This window comes from Glutamicibacter soli (assembly GCF_003309065.1).
In the GTDB taxonomy this organism is placed as follows: Bacteria; Actinomycetota; Actinomycetes; order Actinomycetales; family Micrococcaceae; genus Glutamicibacter; species Glutamicibacter soli.
This window is the reverse complement of record NZ_POAF01000013.1, coordinates 1-15,066: the sequence shown is the minus strand read 5'-3', so window position 1 is coordinate 15,066 and position 15,066 is coordinate 1. Positions and strand designations below refer to the sequence as shown.

Annotated in this window: 16 protein-coding genes and 1 pseudogene; 6 read left to right on the top strand and 11 right to left on the bottom strand. The window is 68.5% G+C overall.

The window, feature by feature from the left end; all coding sequences use genetic code 11:
• Position 1: 1 nt before the first annotated feature.
• Positions 2-661 (bottom strand): helix-turn-helix transcriptional regulator, encoded by a 660-nt coding sequence (locus tag C1H84_RS17360; protein ID WP_113608134.1) that lies wholly within the window; start codon positions 659-661, stop codon positions 2-4.
• A gap of 90 nt (positions 662-751) precedes the next feature.
• On the opposite strand from C1H84_RS17360, the gene C1H84_RS17355 reads away from it, so the two are divergent.
• Genes C1H84_RS17355 through C1H84_RS17345 form a run of 3 tightly spaced genes read left to right on the top strand, consistent with a single transcriptional unit; the run spans position 752 to position 3,173 of the window.
• Positions 752-1,225: a hypothetical protein gene (locus C1H84_RS17355; protein WP_244910940.1), complete on the top strand. Its 474-nt coding sequence runs from the start codon at positions 752-754 to the stop codon at positions 1,223-1,225.
• Entirely contained in the window at positions 1,222-1,884 is a 663-nt protein-coding gene (gene folE, locus C1H84_RS17350) for a GTP cyclohydrolase I (protein ID WP_113608133.1), read from the top strand. The genes C1H84_RS17355 and folE overlap by 4 nt, the downstream gene beginning before the upstream one ends.
• Before the next feature lie 56 nt (positions 1,885-1,940).
• The gene (locus C1H84_RS17345) at positions 1,941-3,173 is read left to right on the top strand and encodes an NAD(P)/FAD-dependent oxidoreductase (RefSeq protein WP_113608132.1); all 1,233 of its coding nucleotides are present in this window, start codon (positions 1,941-1,943) and stop codon (positions 3,171-3,173) included.
• Positions 3,174-3,273: 100 nt separating this feature from the next.
• Here the strand turns inward: C1H84_RS17345 and C1H84_RS17340 are convergent, their stop codons facing one another.
• The 5 genes and pseudogenes from C1H84_RS17340 to clpS all read right to left on the bottom strand — a co-directional run bounded on the left by C1H84_RS17340 (position 3,274) and on the right by clpS (position 6,690).
• Entirely contained in the window at positions 3,274-3,723 is a 450-nt protein-coding gene (locus C1H84_RS17340; protein ID WP_113608149.1) for a PACE efflux transporter, read from the bottom strand.
• Between the two features lie 381 nt (positions 3,724-4,104).
• A pseudogene (locus tag C1H84_RS17335) lies at positions 4,105-4,899 on the bottom strand (MBL fold metallo-hydrolase); the annotation flags it as partial.
• Complete coding sequence (gene murI / locus C1H84_RS17330; protein ID WP_053797803.1) at positions 4,896-5,819, bottom strand: glutamate racemase; 924 nt, start codon at positions 5,817-5,819, stop codon at positions 4,896-4,898. The pseudogene C1H84_RS17335 and the gene murI, both read right to left, overlap by 4 nt.
• 5 nt (positions 5,820-5,824) lie before the next feature.
• The gene (locus C1H84_RS17325; protein ID WP_113608131.1) at positions 5,825-6,403 is read right to left on the bottom strand and encodes a DUF2017 domain-containing protein; all 579 of its coding nucleotides are present in this window, start codon (positions 6,401-6,403) and stop codon (positions 5,825-5,827) included.
• Between the two features lie 2 nt (positions 6,404-6,405).
• Positions 6,406-6,690, bottom strand: a complete 285-nt coding sequence (clpS, locus tag C1H84_RS17320) for an ATP-dependent Clp protease adapter ClpS (protein ID WP_113608148.1) — start codon at positions 6,688-6,690, stop codon at positions 6,406-6,408.
• 143 nt (positions 6,691-6,833) lie between these two features.
• Here clpS and C1H84_RS17315 point away from each other — a divergent pair, with 143 nt between their 5' ends.
• The gene (locus C1H84_RS17315) at positions 6,834-8,132 is read left to right on the top strand and encodes a nicotinate phosphoribosyltransferase (protein WP_113608130.1); all 1,299 of its coding nucleotides are present in this window, start codon (positions 6,834-6,836) and stop codon (positions 8,130-8,132) included.
• Between the two features lie 89 nt (positions 8,133-8,221).
• Positions 8,222-8,815 carry an isochorismatase family protein gene (locus C1H84_RS17310; protein ID WP_047118764.1) on the top strand — a complete coding sequence of 198 codons (594 nt, stop codon included), beginning with the start codon at positions 8,222-8,224 and terminating at the stop codon, positions 8,813-8,815.
• Positions 8,816-8,890: 75 nt separating this feature from the next.
• Here C1H84_RS17310 and C1H84_RS17305 read toward each other — a convergent pair whose 3' ends face one another.
• Genes C1H84_RS17305 through C1H84_RS17285 form a run of 5 tightly spaced genes read right to left on the bottom strand, consistent with a single transcriptional unit; the run spans position 8,891 to position 14,304 of the window.
• On the bottom strand, positions 8,891-9,613 hold the full coding sequence (locus C1H84_RS17305) for a DUF998 domain-containing protein (RefSeq protein ID WP_113608129.1): 723 nt from the start codon (positions 9,611-9,613) through the stop codon (positions 8,891-8,893).
• The gene (locus C1H84_RS17300) at positions 9,610-10,485 is read right to left on the bottom strand and encodes a hypothetical protein (RefSeq protein WP_113608128.1); all 876 of its coding nucleotides are present in this window, start codon (positions 10,483-10,485) and stop codon (positions 9,610-9,612) included. The genes C1H84_RS17305 and C1H84_RS17300 overlap by 4 nt, the downstream gene beginning before the upstream one ends.
• Positions 10,485-12,176: a bifunctional lysylphosphatidylglycerol flippase/synthetase MprF gene (locus C1H84_RS17295; protein WP_146956198.1), complete on the bottom strand. Its 1,692-nt coding sequence runs from the start codon at positions 12,174-12,176 to the stop codon at positions 10,485-10,487. Before C1H84_RS17295 ends, C1H84_RS17300 begins: the two co-directional genes overlap by 1 nt.
• Positions 12,177-12,227: 51 nt before the next feature.
• Positions 12,228-13,994 (bottom strand): DEAD/DEAH box helicase, encoded by a 1,767-nt coding sequence (locus C1H84_RS17290; protein ID WP_047118762.1) that lies wholly within the window; start codon positions 13,992-13,994, stop codon positions 12,228-12,230.
• Positions 13,995-14,052: 58 nt separating this feature from the next.
• Entirely contained in the window at positions 14,053-14,304 is a 252-nt protein-coding gene (locus tag C1H84_RS17285) for a DUF3039 domain-containing protein (protein ID WP_047118761.1), read from the bottom strand.
• A gap of 311 nt (positions 14,305-14,615) precedes the next feature.
• On the opposite strand from C1H84_RS17285, the gene C1H84_RS17280 reads away from it, so the two are divergent.
• Positions 14,616-15,066 (top strand): hypothetical protein (locus C1H84_RS17280; RefSeq protein ID WP_220124926.1); only part of this gene is annotated, 451 nt, incomplete at its 3' end.

Below are 15,066 nucleotides of genomic sequence, written 5' to 3'. Positions count from 1 at the left end.
CCTACGCTTCGGGGTGGATCACCACACAGCAGCGCCCCTCGGCGGGGCTGAGCTCGGCGCGCCGCGCATCGCAGCGGCATCCGGCGAGCACCCCGGAGATCAGCTCCTGGTTCATCGAGCAGACCATCTGGGTCTGGTGCTGGGCCACCAGGTGGAAGGGGCAGTTGGCCATGGTGATGCCGCCGTTCTCCTCCTGCACCGGCTCGTAGCCCAGCTCGCGCAGCAGCTGCATCAAGTCCTCGCCCGACTCCCCCAGCTCGATCCCCTCGCTGCGCGCGGCGGCCAGCAGCGCACCCATCACGACGCCGCTGCTATCGCTCGCGGCAGCGGTGGCCAGCAGGCTTCCGAGCAGCCGGTAGTTGCGCGGCGGCACGGTCAGCGAGATCTCCTGCTGCGCAGGCTCGTAGAGCTTGGCCGGACGGCCGGCGCCGGGCCCGGTTTTCCCCTGCAGCCGGGCATAGGTGGTCGCGAGCAGCCCGGCCTCGCTCAGGTTGTCCAGGTGGTAGGCGGCCAGCGTGCGGCTGATCCCGGCCGCGGCCGCCGCCTCGTCCCGGCTAACCGGCTCGCTGCGGGAAAGGACGTAGTCGAAGAGGCGGCGGCGCACCGGATCCGTCAGCGTTTTGAGCATTTGCTGGGACGTGGGTTTCTGCATCTTCGACATGACCGAATTCTATCAACAATAGATCTTGACAAATAGGGTTAAGCGGAGAATTCTAAGATGCACATACATTAGTTTTAGAGGGTGGTGATCATGAATGCTGCCTACAGCGGGCGTCTCCCTGCGTCCCTGGCCCCGGCAACTTTTGGTACACGGATCTTCAGTGATCCGTCGTTCGGTGCATTCTGGATCTTGCGTATCGGTTTTGTCCTCCTGCCGCTGCTGATGGGCGTGGACAAGTTCTTCAACGTCATGACCTACTGGCCGGACTACCTGGCCCCGTGGGTTCTCTCGCTGCTGCCGTTCTCGGCGGCCACGGCGATGTACCTGGTCGGGGCGGTGGAGATCATCGCAGGCATCGCGATCGCGATCAAGCCGCGCTATGCCAGCTACATCGTTGCCCTCTGGCTGCTTGGCATCATCGTGAACCTGTTGCTGCTCGGCGGCGTGCTGGATGTCGCCCTGCGCGATGTCGGGCTGCTCGTCGCGGCGCTGGCGCTCTCCCGCCTCGCCGCGGAATTCGATCCGCCCTTCGGTGCGCGCCAGCGGAAGGCACGGACCTCATGAATCCACTCGACCAACTCGGCGAGGCCTTGGCCGAGGTGGAGGAACTCGGCGGGCAGGCTCCCGGCCTGCCCGCCCGGGTGCTGTCTCCTCAGCAGGCCGGGGAAATGGACCTCGCGGGCGCCGAACACGCCGCCGGCGAATTCCTGCGTGCACTGGGCATGGACCTGGGCGCGGTGCATCTGCAGCGCACCCCCGCCCGCATGGCGCAAGCCTGGGCGCAGATGCTGACCCCGCGCGACTTCACCTTCACGACATTCCCCAACGAGGAGCACTACGACGAGCTGGTGGTGCTGCGCGATAATCCGGTTCGCCCGGTGTGCGGGCACCACCTGCTCCCCTTCACCGGGCGGGCCGGCGTGGGCTACCTGCCCGGCGAGCGCAGCGTGGGCCTGTCGAAGCTGGCGCGCATCGTCGAGCACTTCGCCTGCCGTCCGCGGACCCAGGAACGGCTGACCCAGCAGTTCGCCGATTGGCTGCGCAAGGTGCTGAGCCCGCGGGCGGTCGGAGTGGTGATTTCAGCCGAGCATTCGTGCATGAGCCTGCGCGGGGCCAACATCCCGGGCACCAGCACGGTGACCTCCGCCCTGCTCGGGCACCTGCGGGACAACGCCGGCGCACGCCAGGAATTCCTGTCCTTCTCCGGCCTGATGAACAACTGAGATTCCGGCTCGACAGCGCTTTGCCCGGGCTGTACGCCTAGTGAAAGGAACATCCAATGAGCACCGATGGACATCTGGTGATCGTCGGCGGCGGGTTGGCCGCGGCAAAGAGCGCAGAGCACCTGCGGCTGCAGGGCTACACGGGGCCGGTCACGATCTTCGCCGGCGAGGACCACCTGCCCTACGAGCGCCCGCCGTTTTCCAAGGACTACCTGCAGGGCAAGTCTGAGTTCGACCAGGCGCTGGTGCACCCCAAGCAGTGGTACGCGGTCAACCACGTCAACGTCCGGCAGGCAACCAGCGTCGTGGCGCTCGACCCGGTGGACAAGAAGCTGCGGACCTCGGCCGGGGACACAGTGGACTGGGACACCCTGATCCTCGCCACCGGTTCCGCCCCGCGCCGCCTGCCGCTGCCCGGCACCGACGCTCAGAACGTCTACTACCTGCGCACCGTCGAGGACTCCACCGCGATCCGCGAGCACTTCGGGCCCGGCCGGCGGCTGGTGCTCATCGGCGGCGGCTGGATCGGACTCGAGGTCGCCGCCGCAGCGCAACGGGCAGGAACCGAGGTGACCATCCTGGAGGGAGCCGCGCAGCCGCTGCTGGCGGTGCTCGGCCCGGAGATCTCCCCGCACTTCGCCAAGCTGCACACCGACCACGGGGTCAACCTGCGCTGCAGCGTGAAGATCACCGAGGTCGCCACCCAGAACGGCAGGGCCGCCGGGGTCCTGCTGGCCGACGGCGAGGTGGTGCCGGCCGATGCGGTGGTCATCGGCATCGGCGTCGCCCCGCAGATCGAGCTGGCGCAGGCCGCCGGGCTGAAAACCAAGAACGGCGTGCTGGTGGATTCCGCGCTGCAGAGCAGCAATCCGGACATCTACGCGGTGGGCGACATCGCGAACCACAACCATCCGGCCCTCGAACGCCGGGTGCGCGTGGAGCACTGGGCCACGGCGCTGAACCAGCCGGCCGCCGTGGCGGCGAGCATCACCGGCACACGCACCGAATACACGGAGCTGCCCTACTTCTTCAGCGACCAGTACGACCTGGGTATGGAATACATCGGGCACGCACCCAACGGGTCCTACGACCGCATCATCGTGCGCGGGGATCCGTCGGTGCGCGAATTCATGGCGTTCTGGGTCAATGCCCAGAACCAGGTGCTCGCCTGCATGAACGTGAACATCTGGGATGTCATGGACGACTTCAAGGCGCTGATCCTGTCCCGGAAGGGCGTTGATCCGGCCAAGCTCGCCGATCCGTCAGTTCCCCTGGGCGATCTGTTCTAGGAGATCCGGTCAGGCACCATCTGGTTAAAGCAGTCGGCCATCCGGAACCTCCCTTCTGGGAAGTCCCGGATGGCCGATTGCCTTGGCCGCCAGCCAGCGGCTACATGCTCGCGCAGTGCTCCGTGGACGGCGCGGCTGCCTTCTGCTTGGCGCGCGGGACGATCTTGTCGAAGACCCAGGCAAAAACGAAGGTGTAGATCAGGAAGAAGACCAGCAGGCCTGCTTCCAGCATCAGCGCCTCAAGAATCGTGACGCCGAGGATGAGCGCAAGGATGGGGACCAGGATGACCACCAGTCCGCCCTCGAAGCCCAGCGCGTGGGCAATGCGGCGGCGCAGCGTGCGCTGGGTGTTGTCCTGCCGCTGCTCCCACGCGTCGAACATCATGTTGAAGAGGTAGTTCCAGATCAGCGCGACCGCCGAGGAAACGACTGCGACGGTGGATGAATGCGATCCGGAAAACCCGAGAAGCGAAAGGCCGAAGGTGGTCGCGACTATGGCGATGAGCTCATAGCTGACCACGTAAACAACCCGGCGAAGCGTGGCGGACACGAAAATCTCTCCCAATACGTTGATGCCACAGGAAGTCCTCGATGAGGTTTCGCGTCCATGGTCAGTGAATAAACCGGCAAGGCGGCGGTAATCCTGCCTGCCCTGCTGATTTAACGCTAGCACCAAGGAAACACCGGGGCATTAACTGGTAATCAAGCTCACCACCTGCGCATTAACTCATCAGGCCCGAAACCGGTGATACCGGTTCCGGGCCTGATGCGCGTTGCCGCGCTGCTACTTCTTGCGCTTGAGCAGCGGGAACTTGCGGGTCTTCTCGTACTTGACCACCGGCAGTGTACCGGTTTCCGAGACGATGTAGTCGGTGCCGCGGTCGCCCTTGAACAGCTCCGGATCCTTGCCGTCCTTCAGGCTGCCCGAGTACACGCCGTAGGTGACACCGGAAACCGCCACGGCGATGCCGCGGTCGTAGGTTTCCCGAGCCTCTTCGACCACCTTGTTGATGTCGGTCCACACCGGGATGTGGGTCAGCAGCATGCGTTCGGCCTGTGCGGCGGTCGCCATTTCGCCGGCACGCTTGCCAGTCAGGTGCACGCCGTCGATCGCGTCGTCGCGGCCTTCCTCGAAGGCTGCCTCGCACAGGAACATGTCCGCCTTGTGGGCTGCATCGACCAGGCCCTGGCAGGTGTCGGTGTCTCCCGAGTAGGTAAGCACGCTGGTCATGATCTCGCCCTCGGGGGTCGGTTCGCGGGCCTCCACGCGCAGGGCGTAGGCCTCCTCGATCGGGTGGCGCACCGGGTACGGGGTGATCGTGAACGGTCCAAGGTGCACCGGCGTCAGCGGCTCCCAGACCTGGAAGTTGTAGTCCTGGTGCATGGTGTCGCCCTCGGGCAGCCCGTAGGCGGTCTCGATGCGGTTGGCCGTGTCGGCCGGGCCGTGCACCAGCATCTTCTCGCGGCCCCAGCCGGTGGGATCCCAGCGGATCGCCACGTGCAGGCCGCACAAGTCCATGCAGTGATCCGGATGAAGGTGCGAGATCATGATCCCGTCGATGTCCTTCAGATCGGTGTAGCGCTGCAGGACGCCGAGCGCGCCGGAGCCCAGATCCAGCAGGATCTTCCAGTCACGCGTGCCATCAAAGGCCGACACCAGGTAGCAGGACGCGGGAGAGCCCGGCCCCGGGAACGACCCGGTGCATCCAATGATGGTCAACTTCATTCGGTTCTCGCTTTCGACGCGGCGATCATCTGCGGGGTAATCCGCGCGATGGCTCCTGTCGGATAGTGGGCGGCCACATGGTCCACATGGCGCACCTGCAATACCTCGGGGCCGAGGAAGCGGCGTGCCAGTATCCCAAAGCTATCAGCGTTGCCCGTCGCAAGGAATTCGTGACGCGCCGTCGCCCCGTCCTCGCGGACCAGGGAATGCTTGGTCAGCGCCCTGAACGCGTCCTTGGCGGTCTCCTCCGCGGAGGACACCAGGGTCACCGAATCCCCCATCACGTAGGAGATCACGCCGGTGAGCAGCGGGTAGTGGGTGCAGCCCAGGATCAGCGTGTCCACGCCCTTGGCCTGCAGCGGGGCCAGGTACTCCTCGGCGATGCCCAGCAGCTCCGGTCCGGCGGTGATGCCGGATTCGACGAACTCCACGAACCGCGGGCACGCCACGGAGGTCACTTCCAGGTTCGGGGCGGCGGCGAAGGCGTCCTCGTAGGCGCGCGAGCCCACGGTGGCCTGGGTGCCGATGATGCCGATCTTGCCGTTCTTGGTGCCTGCCACCGCGCGGCGCACGGCCGGCTGGATGACCTCGACCACGGGGATGCCGTAGCGGGCGGTGTAGCGTTCACGGGCGTCGCGCAGCACCGCGGCGGAGGCCGAGTTGCAGGCGATGACCAGCAGCTTCACCCCGGCGTCCACCAGTTCGTCCATCACGCCCAGCGCGTTCGCGCGCACCTGGGCGATGGGCAGCGGGCCGTAGGGAGAGTTCTTGGTGTCCCCGACGTAGATCAGCGACTCCCCCGGCAGCTGGTCGATGATGGCGCGCGCGACGGTCAGCCCGCCCACGCCCGAGTCGAAGATGCCGATGGGGGTGTCGGCGTCCGGTGCGGAAACCTGTCCGGTGGCGAAAAATGAGTTCACGTGTCCTAGTACTCCGCATTCATCAGCGCGTGCATCAAGGTGTCCTGCACCCAGGAAACCAGGTTGTAGACCAGGCCCAGGTATTCCTCCGAGGTGGTCACGTCCTTAGCGTCGTTGATCTGCGAGATGCGCTCGGAGTCCGCCTCGCTGCGGATTTCCAGCCGCTCGGAGAGCACCAGGCGCACGTCGTTCAGCGCCTGGGCGAAACGCCGGGCCCCGGCCGGGTCGAGCACGATCTTGTCGGTTTCCAGCAGGAATTGCGCCTCGCGCAGCCGGCCGATCTTCTCACCGATCAGATCCGATTCGGTCAGCCGGCGGTGCTCCTCGGCAACCTGCGGGTCATCGCTCGCGTCGGGCAGCAGCCGGGCCAGCGCCGGGTCGCTGATCGGCGGCAGCTTCAAGTCCGCCGGGCGCATGCCGGTCAGCGCGTACAGCGGATCGATGTCCTCGGGCAGGCGGTGCATCTCGGCGCGCTCTTCGAGCATGTGGATGATGTCGGAAAAGAGGTCGCGCAGCAGCTTGCGCTCGGCCGAATGCAGCGAGCCGGTGATGCCCCGCGAGCCGTACTTGAAGGCTTTCGCCACGCCTAGGCCTCCTGGGTCATGGTGGCCTGCAGTCCGAAACCGTGCATGGCGTGCACGTCGGACTCGATCGCCTCGCGCGCGCCGCTGCGCACGGTGCAGAAGCCGTCGTGATGCACCTGGAGCATCAGCTTTTCGGCTTTTTCCGGGCTGAAACCAAAGTACGAGCGGAACACGTAGGACACGTAGCTCATCAGGTTGACGGGGTCGTTCCACACGATCAGGCGCCAGGCCTTCTCGGTGGATTCCCGGATTTCAGGGGAGGAAAGTACATCGGGCATTGCGGTCATGCCAACCATTTTACGCCCGCTTCCTGAGCGCGGCGCCGTCCGGCCCGAATCACGGCAATGCGGTCAGCCGTTATACAGTAAAAGCTGGTTCGCCTCCTGGGAGGCGGCAGAGTCCAGAGCACACACACGATTCAGGAGCGTTCATGCGCACCAGCCTCTTCACCGACCACTACGAGCTGACCATGCTGCAGGCCGCCCTGGCCTCCGGCGCGGCGCACCGCCCGAGCGTGTTTGAAGCCTTCTCCCGCCGGCTGCCCGAGGGACGGCGCTACGGCGTGGTCGGCGGAACCGGCCGCCTGCTCGAAGGACTGGCCGACTTCCACTTCGGCGATGACGAGTTGAAGTTCCTCTCGGACAACAAGGTCGTGAATGCCGAGACCCTGAAGTACCTGGAGAACTTCACCTTCACCGGCACCATCACCGGCTACGCGGAGGGCGAGCTGTACTTCCCGAACTCGCCGCTGCTCATGGTCGAGTCCACCTTTGCCGAAGCCTGCGTGATCGAGACCTACCTGCTCTCGGTGATGAACCACGACTCGGCCATCGCCTCCGCCGCCTCGCGCATGATCGCCTCCGCCGCGAACCGCCCGTGCATCGAGATGGGCTCGCGCCGCACCCACGAGGAATCCGCGGTCGCCGCGGCCCGCGCCGCGATCATCGCCGGCTTCGACTCCACCTCCAATCTGGAGGCCGGGGCCCGCTACGGCTTGAAGACCGTGGGCACCTCCGCGCACTCTTTCACCCTGCTGCACGACACCGAGCGCGCGGCTTTCGAAGCGCAGGTCGCCTCGCTGGGCCGCGACACCATCCTGCTGGTGGACACCTACGACGTGGAAACCGGCGTGCGCACCGCGGTGGAGGTGGCCGGTCCCGAGCTGGGCGGCGTGCGCCTGGACTCTGGAGACCTGGTCCAGCAGGCCGGCTGGGTGCGCGCCCTGCTGGACGATCTGGGCAACTGGAACACCAAGATCACCGTCACCTCGGACCTGGACGAATACGCCATCGCCGCGCTGGCCAGCGCCCCGGTGGACTCCTACGGCGTGGGCACCGCCCTGGTCACCGGTTCCGGCCACCCGACCGCCTCCATGGTCTACAAGCTGGTCTCCCGGCAGAACGACGCCGGCGACTGGATCCCGGTGGCCAAGGCCGCCGCGAACAAGGCCAGCGTGGGCGGACGCAAGTACGCGATGCGTGAGCTGAACGAGCGCGGCCGCGCCGTCGCCGAGGTCGTCTCCACCTCCGAGTACACCACCGGCGGACCCGAGCGCGACCTGATGGTCCCGCTGGTGGTCAACGGCGAGATCGATGCTTCGTTCATCGGCGCGCAGGGCGTGGCCAAGGCCGCCGCGCGGCACCGCGCCTCGATCCAGGAAATGCCCGGCGAGGCCCGCAAGCTGCAGCGCGGCGAACCGGTCATCCCCACCGTCATGGTGCGCAGCTAACCCGCACCCGACGCCCACCACGCGCACAGCGGCGGGCGTTATGATCCATCCACCCGAGCGTTATACCGCCACGCCCCAAGGAGGCTGCCATGAACCGCGCCCTGCTGATCATCGACGTGCAACCGGACTTCTGCGAAGGAGGTGCGCTGGCCGTGGCCGGGGGCAACCTGGTCGCCGCGGGCATCGCCGGGGACGTGCGCTCGCGCCGCGCAAGCTACGCCGCGATCGCCACCACCCAGGACTGGCACATCGATCCCGGGGCGCACTTCTCGCAGGAGCCGGACTTCATCGACTCCTGGCCGGTGCACTGCGTGGCAGGGAGCGACGGGGCGGCCCTGCACCCGCAGATCGCCGGGCTCCAGGTCGACGCGCATTTCGCCAAGGGCCGCTTCGCCGCCGCCTACTCGGGCTTCGAGGCGCGCCGGCTCGACCCGGCCGCCGACCCCGCCGACGAGTCCGGTGCGCTGCTGGGCGACTGGCTCACCGAACGCGGCATCACCGCCGTGGACGTGGTGGGCCTGGCCGCCGACCACTGTGTGCGCGCCACCGCCCTGGACGCGGCCGCGGCGGGCTTCGCCACCACCGTGCTCGCCCCACTGACCGCCGCGGTTTCCCCGGAGAACATGCCGGCGGTGAACGACCAGCTGCGCGCCGCCGGGGTCACGGTGCTGACCCTGGGCTAGCTTTCCCTCCACGCTCCTGCGGCAGTCCGCCGCCGGTTTTCCGGCGGCCTGTTGCGTTGCGCTGACTGGTACCGCCTAGCGCGGTGCGACGGCGTGGGCCGGGTCGCTGCTGGCCGGATTGCTGCGGGCAAGGTCCCGGCGGGCGAAGTCCACGCACAGCGCGCTGAATCCCAGGGTGTAGAGGCGCTGCACGGTGCCCGGGTGCAGCTTCGGGGAAACCAGGCTCGCCGCGCTGGCCGCCAGCAGGCCCAGCAGCGCGGGAGCCGCCAGCCGGCGGCGCGCCGAGGCCCCTGGCTGCCGGCCGAACTCCCGCCAGTAGCTCGCCACCAGCCCCATCGAAGCGGCCGAGGCCAGCGCCGTGGTTACATAGTGGCGCCCGTGGCTGGCGCTGGTTCCGGAACCGTCCGGGCGCTCGGCGCGCCGCGGGGATCCTGGATCGTCGAAGGACACCGGGTAGTCCAGCGGGCTGAGCGCATCGCCGATGGTCGCGGCCCCGAAGGCGGCCAGCGACGCGCTCAGCAGCCCGGGCGGATCCGAGTCCCCCGGCCGCGAGGCGCAGGCCGCCACCAGGTAGCACCCGGCCGAGGCCATATCTGTCCATTGGAAGAGCCCCCGATGCCAGCGGTCCCGGGCCGCCAGCTCGGAGAGCATGGCGGTGCGCGGATCCAGCGGCCAGCCAAGCACCGCCTCCCCCAGGATGCCCAGCGAGTAGGCCGCGGCGCCCGCGCCCAGCGCCGCCGCCCGGATCCTCGCACGCCGCAGTTCCGCGCCCCCGCCAGGGTCTTGGATTTCGTTCATTCTCCTGCGCTCCCTTCGCCGTGCTCCGCTGCGTCGTGCTCCCTCTCGGAGCCGCCCGCCTTCAGCGCCGGCTCGGCCGGCAGTCCTGCGCCCGGGCTGCCCAGGGTCAGCCACAGGCAGGATCCAAGGCTCAACGCGATGGCGCCGTACTTGGCCAGCTCCCAGCCCTCGCGGGCCGCATCGCCCAGCAGCAGCATGCCTGCAATGCCCGGCACCACCACCTCGATCACGGTGAACACCGCTGTCGCCGGTCCCACGTGGCCGAATTCCAGCGCCCGGGTGTAGCCGGCCATCGCCACCACCCCGAAGCCGAGCACCAGCCAGAGCATCGGCTCGCGCAGCAGCTGGATCACCCCGCCGTCCAGCACCAGCCCGCGGGCGCCCAGCGCAGCGCCGGAGGCGGCCAGCCCGGCGAGCACCGCGGTCGGCATCGGCGCCCGCTTGCGGTAGAGCACTGCCAGAGCCGCAGCGAGCACCGGCAGCGCTCCGGCCAGCGTCCAGACCAGCGGCTGGGCGGCGGGCTGCGCTGGCTGGGTTCCGGTGGACAGGGCGAGCACCGCCAGCCCTGCGATCAGCAGGCCCATGGCGAGAAGCTGCGCGCGGCTCAGCTCGCTGGCGAACACCCAGCGCGCCAGCAGCATGGTGACCACCAGCGATCCAGCCAGCAACGCCTGCACCGTGAACAGGGTCAGATGCTGCAGGGCCACCAGCGAGCACAGCCAGGCCAACAGGTCCAGGCCGATCCCGGCGAGGTAGAGCGGGTGGGCGTAGACTTTCGCCCCGCCGACCCGGCGCGCCGCCACGGCTTCCAGCACCGAGGCGGTGCCGTAGCCGATGCTGGCGGCCAGCGCCGCGGTGAGCCCCGGCAGCATCAGGCACGCTCCGGACGCAGCCTGGGCAGCGCCGGCAGCTCGGCCAGCCCCTCGGCCTGGGCCATGCGCAGGCCCTGGGAGAGCCACAAATCCACGGTGCCCACCGCGGCGTAGCGTGGCTGCCAGCGCGGATCGTACTTCGTATTGAAGCGGTACAGCGACTCCACCTGGGCGTGCTTGGAAGCCTGCTTGGCGACCAGGCGTTCGAACCAGCCGCCGGCTGCCTGTTGCCCGCCGGCCACCGCCTCGCGCAGCACCGCGAAGTTCAGCCCCAGCTCGCCGCCACCCTCGCCCGCCAGCTTGCCGAGCATCTCGATGATCAACAAGTCCATCAGGCCGCCGGGCAGCTGCCCGGAGGTGCTGCGCCGCATCACATCCAGCGACCAGCCGCGCAGCGCGGGGGCCGGCACCCACTGGATGAACGCCTGCGGGGTGCCGGCCCCGTCGTAGGCGATGGACAGCAGCAGGCCGGTGTCCGCCGGGTCGAACAGGCGCGAGAGCGTCATGGAGAAGCCGCGCTCAGCCTCCCCGCGCCGGCTCTCGCCGGCCAGGTCGGCCAGCCGGGCGCGCACCGCCGGATCCAGCCGCAGCGGGTCCACGTGCTCGACGCGGTAGCCCGCGCGCAGCAGCCGGGCGTGGGATTGGCGCAGCGACTTGGATTTCTTGCCCGCCAAGCTGAAGCTTGCGCTGTCCACGATCGCCTCGTCGCCCAGGTACACCGTGCGCAGGCCCGAGCGCTCGTAGGTCTCCAGCCAGTTTTCCGCGGCTCCCAGCACGCTGACCGACCAGCCGCGCTGCTCGGCGAACACCATGAATTCGGCCCAGGTTTCCCCGCGCTCGGCGGCCGGCCCGATGGGATCCGGGGAGACCAGGCAGACCGAGCCGCGCACCGCGTAGGCGATCACGCTCTGCCCCAGGAAGAACCAGCGCTTGTCGTCGCGCAGCGCGAAATAGTCAAGGGTGCCGCCGCCGTGGCGGGCGACGATCTCCCGTGCCCGTTCGCGGTCGGCCAGGTGCGCGGCGGCATCGGCGGGGGCGGTGTGCGAGCCGGTGTACTGGTACCAGCACAGCAGCCCGGCCAGGCCCAGCAGCACCGCGGCGACCAGCGCGAAGCTCAGCGCCAGGTGGTGTTCATGCAGTTCGGCGTCCAGCACCGCGGCGAACTGCCGGGCGCCGGAGCCCAGGTCCTGGTCGGTGGCCAGGGCCAGGCGCAGCACCAGCGCGCCGACCAGCAGGCTCGCCAGCGCCAGCGCCGCCCCGGCCACCAGCAGCGCGCGCTTCAAGGCCAGCCGCCCGGGCCAGACCGGGAAGGCGCGGTATTGCAGCCCCAGCCAGAGCGCGGCCGCCGCGCAGAGCGCCGCCAGCGGCCAGTCAGCGCGCTTGCCCGCGTGCAGCACCGCGATCAACGCCAGCAGCAGCACCGATCCGGCCCAGGCCACCCGGTTGCCCGAGCGCAGGTAGCGCGCGAGGACGAACAGGCCGAAGGAGCCGAACACCACGTAGATCGCGGAGACCTGGATGAGGAATTCGGGCAGCACCGCCAGCGGCCCGTGCAGCCACGAGTGCAGCGGGCGCAGCAGCGCGGAGAGCAGGCTGAGCAGCCCGAGTCCGATGCCCAGGTACGCGGACGCCGCCCGGGAGCGGTCGCGCCGCTGCACCCGGACGGCGATGGAGGGATTCCTGCTGGTCATAGCAGGAAGTATGCCACTTAAGCCGGGCGGCGTGCGCCCGGTTCCGGCGGCTTATTTGCGGCCGACGAACCAGTCGGAGAGCTTGTCCAGCCGGGCCTGCAGCTGCTCGGCCGTCGCCTGCGGCACGGCCGGCCCGCCGCACACGGTGCGCAGCTTGGTGTGGATCTGCGCGTGCGGGGTTCCGGTGCGCGCGGACCAGGCCGACACGTTCTTGGACAGCTTGGTGCGCAGGTCCATCATCCGGCGGTGGTCGGAGACCGGGGCGGGCTTGGAGGCGCCGCGGCTGATCTGCTTGTTCTGCTGCGCGCGCAACAGCTCGGAGACCTGCTCGGTGTCCAGCAGCCCGGGGATGCCCAAGAAGCCCAGCTCCTCGTCGCTGCCGATGTCGGCGCCGGTGCCGAACTCGCCGCCGTCGAACAAGACGCGGTCGAAGGAGGCTTGCGAGTTCAGCGCCTCGAACTTGTTGCGCGTCAGCTCGTCGCTGGCCTTGTCCTCCTTGTTGGCTTCTTCCAGCAGCGCATCGTCCAGGCCGTCCTCGACCTTGTCGCCCTCGCGATCCAGCGCGTGGTCGCGCTCGACCTCCATCTCGTTGGCCAGCGCCATGAGCACCGGCACGGAGGGCAGGAACACGCTGGCGACTTCGCCGCGCTTGCGGCTTCGCACGAAGCGGCCCACGGCCTGCGCGAAGAACAGCGGGGTGGAGGTGGAGGTGGCGTACACGCCCACGCACAGCCGGGGCACGTCGACGCCTTCGGAGACCATGCGCACAGCGACCATCCAGCGCGAATCGGACGCGGAGAATTCGTCGATCTTTTCCGAGGCCTTCGGGTCGTCGGAGAGGATCGTAGTGACCTTCTCCCCGCAGATCGCCTCCAGCTGGGCCGCGTAGCCGCGCGCATCCTCGTGGTCGGTGGCGATCACCAGGCCACCGGCGTCCTTCACGGTGCGGCGCACCTCGGACAGGCGGCGGTCGGCCGCCTGCAGCACCGAGGGGATCCAGTCGCCGTGCGGGTCAAGCGCGGTGCGCCAGGCGTGCGCGGTGACGTCCTTGGTGAAGCCCTCGCCGAGGTTAGCCTCCATCTCCTCCCCGCCGGCGGTGCGCCAGCGCATGTTGCCCGAATAGGCCATGAACAGCACCGGGCGCACGACGTGGTCCGCCAGCGCGCTGCCGTAGCCGTAGGTGTAGTCGGCCTTGGAGCGGCGGATGCCGTCGCCCTCGTCGACGTACTGCACAAAGGGAATCGGGGCCGCGTCGGAACGGAACGGGGTGCCGGTCAGCGCCAGGCGCCGGGCGGCGGGCTCGAAGGCCTCGCGGATGCCATCGCCCCAGCTGAGTGCGTCGCCTGCGTGGTGGACCTCGTCCATGATCACCAGGGTGCGCGCGTTCTCGGTTTTCGCGCGGTGCACCGCGGGCTTGAGCGCCACCTGGGCGTAGGTCACGACGACGCCCATGTAGTGCGAGCCGTGGCGCCCGTCGGAATTCTTGTAGTTCGGATCCAGCGCGATGCCCACGCGCGCCGCCGCGTCCGCCCACTGCTTCTTCAGGTGGTCGGTAGGCGCGACGACGATCATTCGGTTGATCTTGCCGGAGTCGATCAGCACCTTGGCCAAGCGCAGCGCGAACGTGGTTTTGCCCGCTCCGGGGGTCGCCACGGCCATGTAGTCCTTGGGCTCCGCCTCGAAGTACTTGGCCAGCGCCTCGGCCTGCCAGGCGCGGAGCTTCGGCCCGGTGCCCCAGGCCGCTCGCTCCGGATACGCTACCGGTAGCTTGTCTTCCAGAGGAAGCTTGTCACCAAAGTCAAAAAGTGCCTGCGTCATTTACCCTTTTCCCGGCCGCGTGCAGAAGTTGTAGGAAGTGCGTGCTTGAAACGCCGCACTACCCCATCAAGGATTCGTAGATTTCCTTGCACTCCGGGCATACCGGGAACTTCTTCGGGTCGCGGCCAGGGGTCCAGACCTTGCCGCACAGGGCGATCACCGGCTCGCCGGACAGCGCCGACTCCATGATCTTGTCCTTCTGCACATAGTGCGCAAAACGCTCGTGATCGCCGGCCTCGACGCTCTGGGTCGTCTCGGTGCGTTCGATCGTGGCCGTGCCACCGCGGGTTTCTTCAGACTGTTCCACCATGCCATCCAGTCTAGTACGTACGACGCTTTCATGGGGCGCACAGGCATGGGAGCTTGTCCACATCGCCCGCTCCTCCCCCGCCTCCCGGCGCTTCCGCCGCACACGGTATCTACAGGTCACAGAGTGTTCTATCGATGTTCGACCGCTCCGTCGACCCGCCGCATCCGCGCCGGACAGCGTCCAGTGCCGTGTCCCACACGCCATGGTGCCGCGTGGCATGTCCGGAACCCGCAAAAAAATTTTCCGGCACTTCTCCACAATCCGCACCCCACCCCCAACCGCCGCACGATCAGTCGGCGTTCACTGGAGCCATGAACACCACCGCACTGGCCCAAGGCCTCACCAGCCTGCACCACGTACTGACCCAGGTACGTCCCGCGCCCGGTGCCGCCCTGCCCGAACTATCGGGCACCCAGCTGCGGGATTTGCGCACCAGCCTGCTGGACACCTTCGCCGCCCTGCGCGAAACCCTCTCCGATACCACCGATCCCCGCCTGGCCCTGGAACTGGCGACCACCGCCCAGCAGCTCGGCTTCGAAGCGACCCGCATGGATTTGGTCGCCGCCGAACGCGCGTTGAACGCGCTGCTGGAGATCCTGCTGGACGCCACCGGCGAGGACCCGCCCGGAACCGCCTTCGGGGACGGCGGCCCGGGCCAGGGATCCCTCTTCGATTCCGACCCCGCGAACGCCGACGACGGCAGCGCCGGCAAGGCCGGCTGGGCCGAGGACGGGGACGAGTGCTCCGCCGGGGACCCCGACA